The following is an 18081-nucleotide window of genomic DNA, read 5'->3' on the forward strand; positions in this document are numbered from 1 at the left end:
CTCTCTTTATGAACCATCACAATATGCAGCCTGTCTAATCTACCGTTTTCGGTACTTTAAACATACTGTCTTTCTGTTCCGGAGCATTTGCCAGAATCATTTCTCTCTCGTCCCCGTTATCTACCTGATCCTCACGGAAAACGTTATGGGTGGAAAATAAATGGGACATCGGTTCTACATTGTCCGTATCCAGTTCATTTAATTTATCTATATAATCCAGCATACTGTTCATATCTTTTTTAGCCTGCTCTTTTTCTTCGTCAGACAGCTCAAGCTTTGCCAGAATTCCAACGTATTCGATTGTTTCATCATTGATCTCATTTGCCATAATCCTTCTTCCTGCTTTCTATTCAATTATATTATTATTGCGTAATGCTGTACTAAAGTGTGTCTTAAGGCTCAAGTCTTGATAAATCCCTTGGAAATAAAGTTGTTTCCCTCACATTTTCCTCATCCAAAAGCTTCATCGTAAGTCTTTCAAGCCCGATCCCAAGTCCCCCATGTGGCGGCATACCGTGTTTGAAGGTATCCAGATATTGTTCTAAACCTTCCGCAGACATCCCTTTTGCTGCAATTTTCTCCATCAGCATCTGGTATTCATGGATACGCTGACCCCCTGTTGTAATTTCCATTCCTTTGAACAATAAGTCAAAGCTTAAAGTAAACTTCGCATCCGCCGGATCGTCCATCGCATAAAAAGGACGCTTTTTAGAAGGATAATGGGTTACAAATACAAAGTCTGCATCAAACTCTTCTTTGAAATATCTCCCGATCAAAATCTCCTCTTCCGGCTCCAGGTCAAAGGGATTCTTGATCTTTCGATCATATTTTTCAGAAACCAGCCTTTTTGCCTCATCAAATCGAACTGCCGGAATCTTATCCACATTTGGAAGCACTACCCCCAGAATTTTCAGTTCCCTGTCATAATCCTTTTCCAAAAGCCTCATGGTATACTGTAAAAATCCTGTTTCCATTCCCATAATATCCTGGAAGCTGTCAATATAGCCCATTTCAAAATCCAGACTGGTATACTCATTCAGATGGCGTTTCGTGTTATGCTTTTCGGCACGGAACACAGGCGCTGTCTCGAAGACCCGGTCAAACACCCCCACCATCATCTGTTTATACAGCTGTGGGCTTTGTGCCAGAACTGCCGGCCGGTGGAAATAATCCAGTTTAAAAATATTGGAACCGCCCTCTGCACCTTTTGCCCCGATCTTCGGCGTTCTGATTTCGGTAAATCCTTCTTCATAGAGAAAATCCCGGAATCCTCTGACAATCCCCTCCTGAATTTTAAATTTAGCCCGTTCCCGTACATTTCGAAGAGAAATCGGACGCATATTCAGTTTTGCTTCCAGAGAAGCATTCATTTTCCATTTTGAAATTGCCAGCGGAAGTGCTTCTGCAGGTTCGCTTAAAATCCGGAAGCTGATGATTCTGATCTCAAATCCCCACGGAGCCCGTTCTTCTGACCGGACCACTCCGGCAACTTCAATTGTTTCTGCTTCCCTCAAATCCTTAAGCCTCCCTGCCGACACTCCTTCTTCAAAAACACATTGCAGCAAGCCTTCTCTTTTTCGCAATACCACAAATGCAACCTCTCCCATATCGCGAATGGAATGAATGGCACCATTTACCTTCACCTCTTTGCCAATATAATCCTCCGATGACAATTTGCTGATCTCCAGCACTTCTTTTTTCATGACTCCACTTAAGAATTCCATCATGTTCCCCTTTCTTTCCATAAACGTTATACTGTCGAATAAACATTTATTCCCGCGGTGCTGCAAATTTGATGCCTTCTTGCTTGTAGCGGGGTATTTGACTGAAAAACTGCCGCAAGGGGTCAAGAAACACAGACTCAGCCTGTAATTCCCATTCGCACCTTTACGACAGTTTTTTTAATTGTTATTCGACGTCAGTTGTAGTTCGAAAGCTTTCCCGGAACTGTTATCCTTTGCAGCCACGCAAAAAGTCCCGGAATACTTTCGTATTCCGGGACGGGATTATCATAATTCCCGCGGTACCACCCGCGTTACAGATACAGCAATTGCAATACCTGTCTCTCTCATACACTTAACGCGTGCTACGTACTGACCTACTGTGATAAGCTGTAAAATACTACTTATCCTTCAACCAGTCTGCTCCAGAGTGTTCCCTATTTGTTCTTTCCCTTAAACAGCGCTCTCAGTCGGTGACGCCGTATTCCTGTCAAGTTTCAGTAACAAGAGTCTCTTTCAATGCATTTGCTTTATTAATGACAGATTCTATCACAGATTATTTGGGATTGCAAGGGGTTTTTAAAAAATATTTTATTTATCGTCTTTTATCAACAACCTCCAAAATCTATTTACAAACACCCACGTTTTATGATAACATGAAACCATTGTTTTAACATCTGTCAACAGTTCATCCTTCTTTTGTCTGGCGGCATACCAGTCCGTCTTCGGAAGAAACACAATATTATCTTTAAAGGAGATGTCACAAATGGAACAATTAATGATACCAGAAGGTTACAAATCCCAGTTGAACCTGCACGATACACAGATCGGGATCAAAACAGTTAAAGATTTCTTTCAGCAGTCTCTTGCACAACGCCTGAATCTGCTGCGTGTGTCCGCACCTCTTTTTGTTACTCCGGATTCCGGTCTGAATGATAATTTAAACGGTGTAGAGCGTCCGGTCAGCTTTGGCATTAAAGAACAGGGCGATGCCCCAGCTGAAATTGTACACTCTCTCGCTAAATGGAAACGATATGCATTGAAAAAATACGGTTTTTCTCATGGAGAAGGCCTGTATACGGATATGAGTGCTATCCGTCGTGATGAAGATACCGATAACATCCATTCCATCTATGTTGATCAATGGGATTGGGAGAAAATCATTACAAAAGAAGAACGAAATGAGGAGACTCTGAAAGAAGTTGTGCGCACTGTTTATAAGTCTCTTAAAAAAACAGAGAAATATATGGCAATTCAGTATGATTACATCGAAGAAATCCTCCCAAAAGAAATTTTCTTCATTACTTCCCAGGAATTAGAGGATATGTATCCGGACTGTGTTCCAAAGGAACGTGAATACAATATTGCTAAATTAAAAGGTGCCGTATTTATTATGCAGATCGGCGGTATTCTTGCTTCCGGTGAAAAACATGACGGCCGAGCACCGGATTATGACGACTGGTCCTTAAACGGTGATATCATTGTCTACTATCCGGTACTTGATATTGCTCTTGAACTGTCTTCCATGGGTATCCGCGTGGACGAAGATGCTTTACAAAAACAGCTGGAAATTGCCGGCTGCCCGGATCGTGCAGAAATGCCTTTCCAAAAAGCAATTATGAATCAGGAACTTCCATACACAATCGGCGGCGGTATCGGGCAGTCCCGCATCTGTATGTTCTATCTCAGAAAAGCACATATCGGTGAAGTGCAGGCTTCCCTGTGGCCTGAAAGCGTAATGCAGAAAGCCCGGGATAATGACATAGACCTGCTGTAATATTCCGGTTTTCCATACGAAAGGCAAATGCAAAAAAGGAACGTCAGCAAGAGGGTATCACTACTCCCCTGCTGACGTTCCTTTTCTATCTTTACTCTATTATTTTCTCTTTAAAACTTCCACCAGATACTCCCAGACTCTCCTGGTAGAGGAGATGCTGAGTTTCTCATCCGTAGTATGAACATGTACCATATCCGGTCCAATGGACACACAATCTAGACCTTCGATTTTACCGGATAAAAGTCCGCATTCCAGCCCGGCATGAATCGCCTGCGGAATCATATCTTTGCCATACATATCTTGATAAACGGAAAGCATCTTATCTCTTAAAGGAGATTCTAATTTATATTCCCATGCAGGGTAGTCTCCCTCCTGTGAATAAGATCCACCCGCCATTGCACAGAGCCCGGTTATCCTGTCAATCAGATAATCTTTAGATGTCTGCACGGAACTTCTGACTGCTCCTGCTGCTTTAAATTCATTTTCTTCCAGCTTCATAACACCCAGATTCACTGAAGTTTCTACCAGACCTTTAATTGATGCACTCATAGCCTGTACACCATTTGGAACTGCAATCAGATATGTGGCTACCCGGTCAAATGCATCTTTGGTAAGGCAGTCCTTTACCGCGGATTCCTTCTTCTCCATCTTCACTTTCGCATCCGGATCTTTTACAGCCAGTTCATGCTGCATTGCCCCTTCAAACTTTTTAACTGCTGCTTCAAAGTTCTCTGCATCTGATTCACTTATCAATACTACTGCTTTCGCTACTTTAGGAATTGCATTATCCTTTTCTCCGCCTTCCAGAGAAACCAGGGAAACCGGCACTTCTTTCGCTGTCTGATATAAGAGTCTTCCCATCAGACAGTTTGCATTTCCTCTTTCTTTATGAATCTCAATTCCGGAATGCCCTCCAAGAAGTCCGGTCATCGAAATTTCATAAGTGATTCCTTCCCGCTTTTCTCTTGCAACAGGTATGGTGCATCTTAAACTGCAGCCGCCTGCACAACTGGTAAGCAGAAAACCTTCCTCTTCAGAATCAATATTGATCAGCTGCTTTCCTTTCAGCATAGATAAATCAATGCCCTTTGCACCATCCAGGCCAACTTCCTCATCCACGGTGAGTATAGCCTCTAATCTGGGGTGCTCTAACGAATCAGAATCCATCAGTGCCAGCGCAAATGCAACTGCAATTCCATCATCACCACCAAGAGACGTATTCTTAGCATAAATAAAATCTCCATCTATGCCTAATGATAAACCGTCTTTTTCCATATCAATATCACTGTCTGGTGTTTTTACGGCAACCATATCCATATGTCCCTGAATAATTACTGGTTTTTCCTGCTCATAACCTTTCGCAGCTTCCTTAATAATGATTACATTCTTAAGTTCATCCTGGTAATATTCCAGGTTTCTATCTTTTGCAAATTTTACAAGGTATGCGCTGATTTGCTCCACATTTCCTGATCCATGAGGGATACTGCAGATCTCCTCAAAAAATTTAAAAACTGAATTTGGTTCCAGATTACTTAATACACCCATTGTTCTGCTCCTTTTTCTCTATATTTTTTTTTATGTTATCCACTTGTAAATTGAATTTATAGATTGGCTTTATTAGAAAAATCAAAAACGTAACGCCAATAATATGATTATAACTTTTTAATGAGAGATTTTCAAGAATAAATATCTTCCACGTTTGGTTTCATTTAGTTGACACACCATTTGTCCTGTCATTTATGCACAGTAATAAATTGCATAAAAATCATTGACATTTTGATCAAACTATTTATAGACTCATACAAAGTAACTATGTATCCATAGGATACACAAACCCCCACGGAATGGTGCTCCGCGGGGGTTTTTTGTTTAGCTGTCTTTCTTGTCTTTACTTAGCCACCTGCAAATATAATAAGCGGCTATACTTGCAATTATTGAAATCACAAATGTAACTGTCAGCAAGTATTACTATTCACAACTACTTTGTAATCGCCTTATACCGTTTAAGATTTCTGAATAATTGCCTTATAAAAGTCAACGCCTTTTGGCAGAACATTCATACTAATGTTTTCATTCAGCCCATGAATACTTTCATATTGCTGTTTGGTAATGGACAGGGGTGCAAACCGAATACAATCGGCACAGATATCTTTATAATATTTTGCATCTGTACCACCTGTCATAATATATGGGCTGACGCCGATACCCGGGAACAGTTCGTGTATGGTCTGTTCTACTTTTGCAAACTGTTCTCCTTTATAGTTTACTACCGGGCAGGGGTAGTCTTTATAGATGACACTGGTCTCCAGATTATATGCTTTTGCCTTCTCTGAAATTAATGCGATACTCTCATCTGTTGGCTGATGAGGAATAAAGCGAAGATTAGCTGTTACATATGCTTCCTGAGGAAGAACATTTAAGCCCTCGGAACCTTTTCCGGTAGTAAATGCTATCGTTGTCTGGAGCATTGCCGCGCCTGCCGGGCTGATCATGGGCATGACTTTTTTTAATATCGGCTTGAATAGCCAGAGATTTGCAAATATCACTTTCATTCCAAAGCTCATATTAGGGGTCAGCCTGCGAAACATTTCAAGTACTGTCTGGCTAAATTCCACACGGAACGGATGATGTTTTTCCACATCATTAATAAATGCCGCAAGTCTCGCCCACGGTGAATTTTTGCCGGGTGCACTTGCGTGCCCTCCGGTTCCTTTCGCCGTAAACTTAACATCCCCGTATCCTTTTTCTAAAACACCTACCATTGCGTAAGTGCCCTTCACTCCGGGTATGGGCTCTGACATGATCATTCCGCCTTCATCGATCAGAAGTCCAAGTTTTACTCCTTTTTCTTTTAAGTATTTCACAGTTAACGGGGCACCTTCTCCGCTGAATTCTTCTGTACAGCTGCTGGCAAGATATACATCACATTGAGGCTTGTATCCCTCTTTGAGCAATTCCTCTACTGCTGTTAACAGACAAAACAGGCTGCCTTTTGTGTCTACCGTCCCTCTGCCCCATATATTTTCACCTACAATTTCACCGCTAAAAGGAGGATGTTCCCATGTTCCGTTTGCCTCCACTACGTCCTGATGGCTCATCAGTAAAATTGGATCCCCTTTACCTTTTCCACTCCATTTAAATAACAGGCTTCCGTTAAAAACATGTTTTTCACAGTCTTTATGAATATTCGGAAATAACTCTTCCAATACTTTATGAAAATCATAAAATTTTGTTTTATCATCCTCAAATCTGCTGGACACCGTTTCACATTGAATCATTCTGGATAACCGCTCTCCATATTGTCTGGAACGTTTTGGATCTCCTTTTTCGATTGTTGCGTTCAAAGCTTCCGTAGGTTTCATCATACATGCCCTGATTAAGACGATTGCTGCCAGCAAAACAATAATCAGCACAATTGCTAATACGATCCATTTCAACATTATTAAATCCTTCTTTCCTTTTTCGTTCTTTGTTTTTTGTTCTTTCCGGTTTACAACATATTTTTACGATAAAGCAAATATCCGATGCCAAGTGCCATACCGCCTGCAGGAATTAACAGAAGACTGGTCTGGGGAATCGCAGCCGGAACAATTACGCACAACAGTGTCATTGTAAGCAGAGGTATAAATGCGATTTTCAGGCTCTTAATAAAATACTTCAAACCAAGTGCGCCGAACAATGCCGGAACTACCGTGTCAAATGCAGGTGTCAGCACCGGATTCTGCAATACCGGAGTTAACGGTACCAGTAAAAGTACACCTATAAATATAACCAGCATGGTCACCAATGCACTCACAGAAATACTGATAGTAGAAATAATTTCGTTTTCCACTGTCCCAACTTCTGTCTTTGCAATATCCCTGCTGTTCATGGCGCAGGGAATTTTCAAATTCGTAACATTTCCCGTAAGGAATGTCAGATAACTGCCGCCGGTTCCAAGCATGGGTGCATATACCAGAAATTCCACGATAGCTACAGGAATGTAAATAATCCCAACCTTAATGATGCCTTTTAAAAATCCGGACATATCCGGCATTACCCCATAGAGCAGACCCATTAAAAGGGGTGCTCCTATCAGTAAAACGATTGCCACTCCCAGCGTAATTCTGCCTAACATATGCAATTGCTGATTAAATTTTTGTAAATATACTTCTTTTGCATTCTGATCCATAACTCTGCCTCCTTATGCCAATTTCATTAATACAGCTGCAATCATGCCCACCAGCATACTGGTAGCCACACTGAAATTATCCAGCCATGCCATTTGTTTCTTCTGGGTAAAATACTCAAATATTGCCATTACCACAGCAGATATTCCGGCCACTGCTAACGGCAGATAATTCCCTGAGGATGTAAAAGTTCCCACATAGGATCCTATGTATGCACTGCATAGCCCAATAAACATCGCTATTGTGGCATATGCCCCAAATCCAGGCTTACCGGTCTTTTTCTGTGTCGTAGTTTTTTGTACCTTTCCCAGATATTTCTTCAGTCCAAAGATACAGCAGATTACTCCACCCAGAATTCCCACCGTCATAACCAGTGCGATGGTGCTAAAAGCCTGCACCGACATCTCGCTTACTTTAAGTCCTGTAAGACCGATACTGGTGGCTGAAATCTCCGCAACGTTCAATTCATACTGCAGGGCACCGATTACGGATAGCCTAAGCCAGGAAAACGGAACTCCCAGTGTTCCGCTAAGTGCAATTACACCTAATAATATGCTGATACTTGGCAGTACGGTAAACGTGGCACTGGATGTAATTGCTCTTTTTAATACTTTTTTATCCATACCTATGGCAATGCCTGCACGGTAGCTTTTTACCAAAAATACCACACACATTACTACGATAAACAAAAGTACCCCGCCTACGATCAAATAGAACGGTAATGCATTAACTTGTGACAAATACTCTCCCATAAATAAATCTCCTCTCTTTTTTCGGGTTTATACAGAAAACTTAATACCATTTTACTTCATATTCAGTAAAAAAGGAAGTAAAATTGCTTGTTTGAATAGTTCCTATTTCCCCGAATTTTACTTGTTCTATTCCTTGAGTTATACTATAATACCAGAGTGAACAATTTCTTGAATTTGGGTTTAAGTGATTATGGGACGCTTTGTAGATAGTACGATGTACTGAAAAATGGGAGTGGAAACTTGTATGAACTCCGTCAGCTGGCTACAGAACTGGTTTTCTCAGCAGGATGTTGACCCCTGGCTGTGTCCGGCGGTTCGTTTTTGGAGGCAGCAGAGTGTAATTAATTGCAAATAACTGAAAATGTTTTAAATTCTGAAACAGAAAATCGAAAGGAAAAAAAATGAGTCTGAAAATTAAAGTATTTTTTGATTTTGTATGCCCATTCTGTTACCTGGAATTTTTTTCTCTGAAACAGGCTGCAAATGGACTGGATGTAACATTTGAAAGGATTCCTCATGAACTGCGCCGTCCGCCATCTCCAATGGCTGACCCCATGCATGATGAAGCCCGCTTAAAAAGATTTGATGAAGTTTTGCTCCCGGCGGCCAGGGAACTTGGGTTGCCAATGCAGCTTCCCAGACTTTCTCCGCATCCTTATTCTACGAATACGTTTTTAGGTCTGCTTTACTGCGAAGATCATGGTGTTGGACAGGAATATACGGAAAAAGTATTTACAACCTTTTATGAAGATGAAAAAGATATCGGCGACCTGAATGTATTAGGTGCCATCGCAAAAGAGCTGGAACTAAACGAAAAAGAATTTCTGGAAGAGATCACTTCTAAATCGCAGCTTGCACGGCTCGATGAGCTCAATGCCCTATCAGAAGAATATGACATAACCAGTATTCCGGTAATTTATATAGGGGATACACGTCTGCCTGGTTACCATACACCGGAGGTATACGCACAGGCAATTGCAGATGCTTTATTACAGCAGGAAACTACATCTGTTTCCGGAATGAGCTGCGGTATAGACGGGCACTGCGGATTTTAAAAACAGCCCGGAATCCTTGATGTGGACCCATAAAAGCAGAAGCGTCTGATATTCATCAGTCTGCTTTGGAGATCCTATCAGGATTTCGGACTGTTTTTTAATTGTTATTACATTTTCTTAATTCTATCAATAGCAGCAACCGTATTTTCGTAACTGCCAAATGCAGTAAGACGAAAATATCCTTCACCGCTTGGTCCAAATCCGGAACCCGGTGTTCCAACCACATTTGCCTTTTCAAGCAGATAATCAAAGAATTCCCAGGAAGTCATACCCTTAGGAGTCTGCAGCCAGATATATGGTGCATTTACACCGCCGGATACGGTATAACCGGCATCCTTCAGGCCATCAAAGATTACTTTTGCATTGTTCATATAATAGGATACCTGTTGCTTTAACTGCTCCTTCCCCTGAGGCGTATACACAGCTTCTCCGGCTTTTTGAATAATATAAGGTGCACCATTATATTTTGTGCCGTGGCGCCTTGCCCATAGTGAATGAAGGGATACATCTCCGGCTTTTAATTCTTTTGGAATAACCGTGAATCCAAGCCGTGTCCCGGTAAATCCCGCATTTTTCGAAAAGCTGCGAAGTTCAATTGCGCAGGTTCTGGCTCCAACACATTCGTAAATGGAATGTGGTACATTTTCTTCAGATATATATGCTTCATAAGCCGCATCGTAGATAATTACGGCGCCTTCTTTATTGGCATAATCTACCCAGACCTGTAATTGATCCTTTGTAATCGTAGAACCCGTTGGATTATTTGGGAAACAAAGATAGATAATATCCGGTCTCTCCTTTGGAAGTTCGGGTGCGAAATTATTTTCAGCTGTACATGGCATATAGATTACATCACTCCATGTCTCGGTTCCGGCATTATACGTTCCGGTTCTTCCCGCCATTACATTTGTGTCCACATAAACCGGATAGACCGGGTCACATACAGCAATTTTATTATCAACACTAAATATTTCCTGAATATTACCTGAATCACACTTTGCACCGTCAGAGATGAAGATTTCATCGGCTGCAATGCTGCATCCTCTGTCTTCATAATCATTTCTGGCAATGGCACTTCTTAAAAATTCATATCCAAGATCCGGAGCATAGCCGTGAAACGTTCTTGCATCGGACATTTCATCCACTGCATCATGCAGGGCTGAAATGATCGCCGGCGCCAGTGGCTGAGTAACATCTCCAATTCCAAGTCGTATAATATTTTTATCCGGATTTGCTTCTGTAAATGCAGCAACTTTTTTGCCTATCGTCGAAAACAAATAACTTCCCGGTAATTTTAAATAATTATCATTGATTTTAAACATAGCGGCCTCCTCGCTTATAACATGCTTGTTTCGTGCTTGTTTCATGCCTGTTTCGTGCTTGTTTCGTGCTTATCTTATACCTATGCTTCGTCTATTTTTCCAGAGCATGTTTGAAAATTGCTTACTGACAGCTCTGCGACTCATCCGGCAAAGTTATCTCGCCGTCGAATACTACGGTAGCAGAACCAGTCATATATACACGGTCTGCTTTTCGGTCCCACTCAATCTTTAAGTCTCCGCCTAACAGTTTTACGGTTACCTCATCCTCTGTATAACCATTTAAAATAGATGCCACTGCTACGGCACAGGCACCCGTACCACAGGCAAGCGTTTCTCCCGAACCTCTTTCCCATACACGCATTTCGGCGGTATGTCTGTCTATAATCCGAACAAATTCCGTATTTACACGATCCGGAAAACAGGGATGATTTTCAAAGCCCGGACCGATTTCTTCTATCTTCAGTCCCTGCACATCGTCTACATAGACAATCGTATGTGGATTTCCCATAGAAACCGCTGTCATATGATACGTTTTTCCATCTACGGTAACGGGCTCGTCCACTACTTTATCCTTCTGGGAAATAACAGGTATTTTACCGGATTCCAGTATTGGCGCACCCATGTCTACTTTTACATAAGCCACCTTACCCTGTTCTACCGTAAGATGCAGATATTTAATTCCGCTTTTTGTTTCTATACTGATCTCTGTCTGATCGGTCAAACCATAATCATACACATATTTCGCCACACACCGGATTCCATTTCCGCACATTGCACCCTGGGAGCCGTCTGCGTTATACATGTCCATCATAAAGTCTGCCCTCTTAGAAGGTTTGATTAATATTAACCCGTCTGAGCCAATTCCAAAGTGTCTGTCACTAACAAATACCGCTGTCCTTCCCGGGTCTGCAACTTGTTCCTCAAAGCAGTTTACATACACATAATCATTGCCGATTCCGTGCATCTTTGTAAATTTCATCATATCCCTCCTCGCTTAAATATGGTATTTACGGTGATAAGTATAGCATGATATATTTGAAACCTCAATATTTTTATTCCATTTTAATCTCCCTGCTGCCATTTATGGCACCTGAAAAGTATGCAGATTCAGCTATATGACAATACCTGTGACAGTCATGATTTAACCGGCAGCAAGCCGGACAGCCTCAATACATCTGAGACTGCCCGGCTTACGGTTTCTGATCACTGCCCGCTGCTGGTCTGGGTTTTGGAATTGTTCTGAATATCATCACTGATCTGCTTTCCTGCCTGATCCATATGGTATTTATCCTGATAAATCAACTGGGATATCGGTACGATCTCGTATCCCTTATCCTGAAGACCGGTAATGACGGTATCCAGAGCCTGTGCTGTATATTTTGCGCCATTATGCATAAGAATAATAGCACCCTTATCCAATGCTTTATTCTGGGTGACAGTCTGGATGATATTTTCCACACCGTAATCTTTCCAATCTAAGCTGTCCACGCTCCATTGTATCGGGAAATAACCACAGGCATAAGCATCTTTTATAACATGATTATCGTAGTCTCCATACGGCGGACGAAACAGATTCATTTCAATTCCGGTCAGAGCTTTCACCTTGTCATGTACCTTCATAATTTCCTGTTTGCACTGTTCATCACTCAGCTGGCTCATATTTTTGTGGTTTTCACTGTGATTTCCAAGATCATGGCCCGCTGCTGCAATTCGTTTTACGTCATCCGGGAAAGCCTCAACCCATCCACCGGTCATGAAAAATGTAACATGTACGTTATGTTTTGCCAGAATATCCAGTATCTCCTGTGTATCTTCATTTCCCCAGGCCGCATCAAAAGACAGTGCCACCTGGTTCTTCTGGGTATCTACACAGTAAATCGGAAGTTCCCTGTTTCCTACCGTACTGCTCCCTGCCGTCTGAAGGGTAATTCCCCCAAAGCTGTAAATCCCCCCCATTACCAGAACAGCGCACAAGAGCAGAATGCCGATTCCTCTGTATTGATGGAATTTAGTCTCTTTATCCGGGCCCGGCTCTGATTCTCTGACAACATTCTGGTTTGATTGTTTCTCACTCATATGCCACTCCTAAATATCGGTTCTGGTTATAGTATATGAGACACAATTTAAGAATATAATGAGAATTTCGACATACAAGCTATCTGTTTTTGCCAGTTTGAATTTTCGTGGATAGTCATCTACTCATAAATAGACTATTCCCATCGGAATTTCTTTATGGAAATGATAATTCCTGCCGCCGCTACCGTTATCATTATAATACTGGGAACTAAAATTTCTGTTTTCCCGGTCCCCATTGAGAACCCTTTCAGTAATTTAATCCCCTGGGTCAAAGGTAGAATGTTTGCCGCTTTCTGCAATGCCTGGGGCAGTATCTCATAAGGAATTGTAGCTCCTGAGAGAAACAGCATAGGGAAATAAATCAGTGTACATACCAGATTTGCCACCTTAAGGGTCCGGCAAAGACTGGCCAGCATCATTCCCAGGGCATACATGGAAATCAGAACCAGAATATAGGCAAATAGAAAACCTATCTTTGACCCCCTCATCCGATATCCGAACACAAACTTCATCACCAGTAAAATAGCCGTGGCTGAAACAAGTGAATTAAGGAAATTAATAGCTACCTGTACCATTAAAAGCAGCATCGGGCTGACCGGTGTGACAAAAAAATGTTTCAATATCTTCTTGTCACGGTAATCCGAAAGCCCAAGCGGAATTCCCATAAATGCAGTTGCGCAGATTCCTACCGTAATAAGTGCCGGAAAGGATGCCTCCAGGAAAGTATACGCAGCCCCTTCATAAGCAGGCTTATCCCCACATATAAAACCAATTAGTATCGCAATTCCAACCGGCATAAAGACGCCAAAGAAGATTCCGTCTATTCCCCTGACTGCAATCTTCCCCTCAATTTTCAGCAGTGTTAAAAATCGTTTCATTTAACTACCTCCTCTCCCATATACCAAAGATAAGCATCCTCCAGTGAATCATAAGGACTTTTTTCAATCACTGTTTTCACAGGACCGCACTCCACTTTTTTTCCTTCTTTTATGATGCAGATATTGTCGCAAAGCGCTTCTACCTCATCCATGTAGTGGGAAGTCAGAAATATCGTCACTCCCACTTTCTTCAGTTTCACCAGCTGATTCCAGACTTCTCTTCTTGCCAGGGTATCCAATCCGGTTGTCAGTTCATCTAAAAAGATCACATCCGGCTTGGGGAGCAGCGCTAATAAAACTGACAGCTTCTGTTTTTCCCCTCCGGACAACGTGGATACATACTGGGCTTTGCATTTTGAAAGTCCAAACTGTTCCAGAAGTTCATGATAATTACCAGGATTCTTATATAACACTGCATTCTCCTCACATAGCTCACCAACCTTAATCTTATCCTGATATGAGGTATGCTGCAACTGTACACCCACCCGTTCGAATAATACTTTCCGCTTCTTTACCGGATCCATTCCCAAAATATGAACCTCACCTTTTGAATAAGATTTCAGTCCCAGCATACAATCTATGGTGGTACTTTTCCCTGCTCCATTGTGTCCCAGCAATCCGAAGACCTCACCTTTGCTTACTGAAAATGAAAGATCTTTCACAGCAGTTTTTCCTCCAAAGTGTTTCTCTAAATGTCTTACTTCAATTACATTTCCCATCGTTTCTCCTTTCTGTTGCACCACTTTTCCCTATTGCAAATACCATACTTTTACAATAGTTTTCCTGTTGCAAAGGTAAGGATATATGCTCCTGTAAGGGGAGAGTCAAGTCTTATTTACAACTGAACCGTAACCGTTTTTCTACTTTCGTACAGCCTTTGTCTGTGCTATACTATTGCTATCAGACAGTTACCTGTCCCAAATAAACTACAACGGAGAAAACTATGGAAAACACAACCAAAAATTTGTATCATGATAATTCTGATACAGACTACACCAATGATGAGTGGAACGAATTCGTTGATCTGGCTGTATCCGGTGACAGATCCGCTATGGAAACCCTCCTTGTTTCTATACAGGATTTAATCTTTAATCTGTCTTTGAGAATGCTTGGAACAATACCGGATGCTGAAGATGCCGTTCAGGAAATTACCATCCGGATCATGACCCACTTAGAGACTTTTCGCAAAGAAAGCTCCTTTACCACCTGGGCTTTTCGCATTGCTGTAAACCATTTAAAAAATTACAAAAAAAGTATGTTTGCAAAGAGACCTCTCAGCTTTGAATTCTATGGATATGATATTAAAAACGGTGCAGCAAACGATATCCCTGACCCGGCTCAAAATGTTGAGCAGCCATTGTTAGAGCAGGAACTAAAATTATCCTGTACCAATGTCATGCTGCAGTGCCTGGATCCGGACAGCCGCTGCATATTCATTCTGGGAACCATGTTTAAAGCGGACAGCAAAATAGCAGGCGAAATACTGAATATCACCCCTGAGGCATATCGCCAGAGACTCTCCCGCATAAGGAAAAAGATGGCTGCATTTCTGGATGAGTATTGTGAACTTGGGAAACAGGGCTTTTGCCGCTGCCGCAAACGTATCCCTTACGCAATGGAAACCCACCGTCTGAATCCGCAAAACCTGGAATACTCATCACTGGAAGTTCTCCCTGAAGAACTCCTGATCAGCTGTAAAAATGCAATGGAACAAATAGACGATCTCTCTCTTGCATTTTCCAGCATGCCCCACTACCGGACACCGGAAAATGCGAGAACATTTTTTATGAATCTGCTAAAGACGGATTGTTATGCAAAAATAGAGAATGTGAACTAATATACAATTACTTTTTTTCGAATAAATAAATTTCCTGGAGATTAGATGTGAATACACTTTATAAAATAAGAAATGCTGAAAGAAACAATTTGAAATCAATCTTCCAACAGAAACCATGATAAATCTGCTGAAAAAAAGTTTCTTCAAATGCCGCGTACTGCAAAACAGAACATCCGCCCAATCTTATACGATCCCAAGAGAAGATCTGCAGGTTATGATTCACACCAATGTGATTACTTATATTGTACAGAAGCTTTAGTTGCTATTTCATGCATGATAATAATTATGATAAATTTCCGTTTGCATAGCTCTGTGCATTTTCCACACATCACAATTTTGATTCGATAGTATACTTAGAGTAAGATCTGCTTTCGGGTAATAGGAAAACATCGCCGATACACCTTCATTGATTCCTTCTTTATAAATGCAGAAAATATCATCCTTAATTTCAAGAAATTCGAAAGCATACCCCATTCTAACTCTTGCATCTGCCACTTCATTCCACTGGGACTTTCTTGTGAAATCACAGTGGGGTTCCAACAACATTTTTGAAAATTCATGGGACATAAGGGTATTTGCTTTGATACTTCTTATAAATCGGTCCAGGTCTTCTACTGTTGTATATGCCCCGCTGTCAGCAGCTCCAATGGGCGGATAGCTGTAAATATTTTTTCTAAATCCACTCCATATCTCATCACCTGATTCTGTTTTCCGAAACACATCCCCATAACCTTCCGCTGTGTTTTCACATATTTCATCCATTGCACAAAACCTTGTATTCTTCATCCCTGCTTTCTCAAAAATGTTCTTCTCTACATATTCCCTATAATTCATATGTGTAATATTCTCAATTGCAAGACCTAACAAAATGAATGCACAATTATTGTATCTCACATTTGTACCTGCTTTGAAAAAGGGGTCTTTAAAAGCAAAATTCTTAAGGAAATCACGGCAATTGCGGATAGCGTAATTGGGACTTTCTGTAAATAACAGGGAATAATCTTCTCCTGCCTCCTCATCTGCATCGTCTGCGATTCCCGAAGTATGGTTTAACAGATGTTCAATGCGGACATCTTCAGGGATTTTAGTTCCTGTCAGATCTACGAGATCGCGAATCCTGCTGTCTAACATCAGGATTCCCTTATCAGCCAGCTGCAGAATTGCTGCAGCTGTAAATGTCTTCGTCACAGATGCCGTATCAAATCTGGTATCTAATCTGTTCTTTATTTTATAAGCCTGATTGGCACACCCATATGCAGCGGAAAATAATACTTCATCTGAGGATTTCAGCATACAGGCCCCACTAAAGTGGTATTTTTCTGCATATTCATCGGTAAGTTTTTGAAATATTTCTTTCATGAGTTATCCCCTTCTTTTTATTTGTAAGTTACAGTATTTCATTATACTTGAAATTCTACCTGCCTTCTATTGTTTTTTACAAAATAGGATACAATAACTTATATTGTTGGGAAATGTCTACCTTTTATCCATTGACATAGGGTAAGTTTCGCGCTATGATATAATCAATAACAATAATTATTACTATTTTTAGAAAGGGGATTTTATATGAAACGTTTAGAAAATAAAACCGCTATCATTACAGGCGGTAATTCAGGAATTGGGGAAGCTGCGGCTCTGCTTTTTGCTGCTGAAGGAGCAAACGTTGTAATCACTGCCCGAAGGAAAGAGCAATTAGACGCTGTAGCAGAAAAAATCAGACAGGCAGGAGGTTCTGTACTTTCTATTCCCAGCGATATCTCGAACCCGGAAAGTTTCCTTGCCTTAGTTCGGGTAACTCTGGATAAATTCGGTAATATCGACATTCTTGTCAATAATGCTGGCGTCTTAGATTCTGGTCTGCTTCCGGTAGACCGGGTTCAGGATGATGAGCTGGACCGTGTCATCAATATTAATGCCAAAGGTACCATCCAATGCATTCGAACTGTATTAAATGTTATGTTGAAACATAAATCCGGTTCTATTGTGAATGTCGCTTCCATTGCAGGCGTTAATGGCGGAGGCGGTGCTGCCTATGTTGCTTCAAAAGCTGCTATCCTGGGCATCACCAGACATACTGCTCTTCGGTGTGCATCAGAAGGTATCCGATGCAATGCTCTTTGTCCCGGGTCTGTAGCCACACCTATGGGTGCCAGTGCCGCAAATTCCACCTTAGACATGGATATGCTCGGCGCTATGGCAAAACATACAGATATGAAGCTTCCTGTCTGCCAGCCACAGGACGTAGCGAATGCAATTCTTTTTCTAGCCAGCGACGAGTCAAGGGCTATTACCGGACAGGAAATTGTGATCGATTTCGGCACCAGCCTTTAAATTTATCAGATATACGTTTTACCTTATGGACTACTAGAGCGTATCGTAATGAATGATCAATAAATTTTTAAACAGATGCTGACAAAAACCTCAGGGAACATAGTAGATATGCTTCCTGAGGTTTTCTTATTAAACAGTATTTATCTTATTAAACAGTATTTAT

At 41.3% G+C, this 18081-nt stretch carries 17 protein-coding genes; 5 read left to right on the forward strand and 12 right to left on the reverse strand.

The features are described from left to right. Window positions 1–34: 34 nt before the first annotated feature. Together gatC and aspS are read right to left on the reverse strand one after the other, a co-directional pair. Entirely contained in the window at window positions 35–328 is a 294-nt protein-coding gene (gene gatC / locus QR40_RS21025) for an Asp-tRNA(Asn)/Glu-tRNA(Gln) amidotransferase subunit GatC (protein ID WP_044296647.1), read from the reverse strand. 64 nt (window positions 329–392) lie between these two features. Next, the gene (gene aspS / locus QR40_RS21030; protein ID WP_027296849.1) at window positions 393–1724 is read right to left on the reverse strand and encodes an aspartate--tRNA(Asn) ligase; all 1332 of its coding nucleotides are present in this window, start codon (window positions 1722–1724) and stop codon (window positions 393–395) included. A gap of 763 nt (window positions 1725–2487) precedes the next feature. Between aspS and asnA the strand changes: the two genes are divergently transcribed. Next, window positions 2488–3498, forward strand: coding sequence for an aspartate--ammonia ligase (gene asnA / locus QR40_RS21035; protein ID WP_027296848.1), 1011 nt, complete (start codon window positions 2488–2490; stop codon window positions 3496–3498). A 99-nt stretch (window positions 3499–3597) separates the two neighbouring features. On the opposite strand, the gene QR40_RS21040 is transcribed toward asnA, so the two are convergent. The 4 genes from QR40_RS21040 to QR40_RS21055 form a co-directional block, all read right to left on the reverse strand. Then, on the reverse strand, window positions 3598–5043 hold the full coding sequence (locus QR40_RS21040) for an aminoacyl-histidine dipeptidase (RefSeq protein ID WP_044296648.1): 1446 nt from the start codon (window positions 5041–5043) through the stop codon (window positions 3598–3600). Window positions 5044–5501: 458 nt separating this feature from the next. Further along, a complete protein-coding gene (locus tag QR40_RS21045) occupies window positions 5502–6938 on the reverse strand; it encodes a M20/M25/M40 family metallo-hydrolase (RefSeq protein WP_044296649.1) in 1437 nt (478 codons plus the stop codon). 50 nt (window positions 6939–6988) lie between these two features. Continuing rightward, on the reverse strand, window positions 6989–7669 hold the full coding sequence (locus QR40_RS21050) for a hypothetical protein (RefSeq protein ID WP_044289769.1): 681 nt from the start codon (window positions 7667–7669) through the stop codon (window positions 6989–6991). Window positions 7670–7681: 12 nt separating this feature from the next. Beyond that, window positions 7682–8419 (reverse strand): DUF5058 family protein, encoded by a 738-nt coding sequence (locus QR40_RS21055; protein ID WP_027296844.1) that lies wholly within the window; start codon window positions 8417–8419, stop codon window positions 7682–7684. A 401-nt stretch (window positions 8420–8820) separates the two neighbouring features. Here QR40_RS21055 and QR40_RS21060 point away from each other — a divergent pair, with 401 nt between their 5' ends. Continuing rightward, window positions 8821–9474: a DsbA family oxidoreductase gene (locus QR40_RS21060; protein WP_044296650.1), complete on the forward strand. Its 654-nt coding sequence runs from the start codon at window positions 8821–8823 to the stop codon at window positions 9472–9474. 107 nt (window positions 9475–9581) lie between these two features. On the opposite strand, the gene QR40_RS21065 is transcribed toward QR40_RS21060, so the two are convergent. The 5 genes from QR40_RS21065 to QR40_RS21085 all read right to left on the reverse strand — a co-directional run bounded on the left by QR40_RS21065 (window position 9582) and on the right by QR40_RS21085 (window position 14469). Next, a complete protein-coding gene (locus QR40_RS21065; RefSeq protein ID WP_044296651.1) occupies window positions 9582–10796 on the reverse strand; it encodes an LL-diaminopimelate aminotransferase in 1215 nt (404 codons plus the stop codon). A 121-nt stretch (window positions 10797–10917) separates the two neighbouring features. Next, complete coding sequence (gene dapF / locus QR40_RS21070) at window positions 10918–11775, reverse strand: diaminopimelate epimerase (protein WP_027296841.1); 858 nt, start codon at window positions 11773–11775, stop codon at window positions 10918–10920. A gap of 224 nt (window positions 11776–11999) precedes the next feature. Further along, the gene (locus QR40_RS21075) at window positions 12000–12872 is read right to left on the reverse strand and encodes a polysaccharide deacetylase family protein (RefSeq protein WP_081820433.1); all 873 of its coding nucleotides are present in this window, start codon (window positions 12870–12872) and stop codon (window positions 12000–12002) included. A 134-nt stretch (window positions 12873–13006) separates the two neighbouring features. Further along, window positions 13007–13750 carry an ABC transporter permease gene (locus QR40_RS21080; protein ID WP_027296840.1) on the reverse strand — a complete coding sequence of 248 codons (744 nt, stop codon included), beginning with the start codon at window positions 13748–13750 and terminating at the stop codon, window positions 13007–13009. Beyond that, entirely contained in the window at window positions 13747–14469 is a 723-nt protein-coding gene (locus tag QR40_RS21085; protein ID WP_027296839.1) for an ABC transporter ATP-binding protein, read from the reverse strand. The genes QR40_RS21080 and QR40_RS21085 overlap by 4 nt, the downstream gene beginning before the upstream one ends. Before the next feature lie 224 nt (window positions 14470–14693). Here QR40_RS21085 and QR40_RS21090 point away from each other — a divergent pair, with 224 nt between their 5' ends. Both QR40_RS21090 and QR40_RS31915 read left to right on the forward strand, forming a co-directional pair. Beyond that, on the forward strand, window positions 14694–15587 hold the full coding sequence (locus QR40_RS21090) for an RNA polymerase sigma factor (protein WP_081999005.1): 894 nt from the start codon (window positions 14694–14696) through the stop codon (window positions 15585–15587). A 115-nt stretch (window positions 15588–15702) separates the two neighbouring features. Beyond that, the gene (locus tag QR40_RS31915) at window positions 15703–15846 is read left to right on the forward strand and encodes a hypothetical protein (RefSeq protein WP_160295853.1); all 144 of its coding nucleotides are present in this window, start codon (window positions 15703–15705) and stop codon (window positions 15844–15846) included. An 8-nt stretch (window positions 15847–15854) separates the two neighbouring features. Here the strand turns inward: QR40_RS31915 and QR40_RS21095 are convergent, their stop codons facing one another. Beyond that, a complete protein-coding gene (locus tag QR40_RS21095) occupies window positions 15855–16946 on the reverse strand; it encodes a serine hydrolase domain-containing protein (RefSeq protein ID WP_044296652.1) in 1092 nt (363 codons plus the stop codon). Between the two features lie 207 nt (window positions 16947–17153). On the opposite strand from QR40_RS21095, the gene QR40_RS21100 reads away from it, so the two are divergent. Then, window positions 17154–17918 carry an SDR family NAD(P)-dependent oxidoreductase gene (locus tag QR40_RS21100; RefSeq protein ID WP_044296653.1) on the forward strand — a complete coding sequence of 255 codons (765 nt, stop codon included), beginning with the start codon at window positions 17154–17156 and terminating at the stop codon, window positions 17916–17918. Window positions 17919–18081 lie beyond the last annotated feature (163 nt).

This window comes from Robinsoniella peoriensis (assembly GCF_000797495.1).
Lineage (GTDB): Bacteria > Bacillota > Clostridia > Lachnospirales > Lachnospiraceae > Robinsoniella > Robinsoniella peoriensis.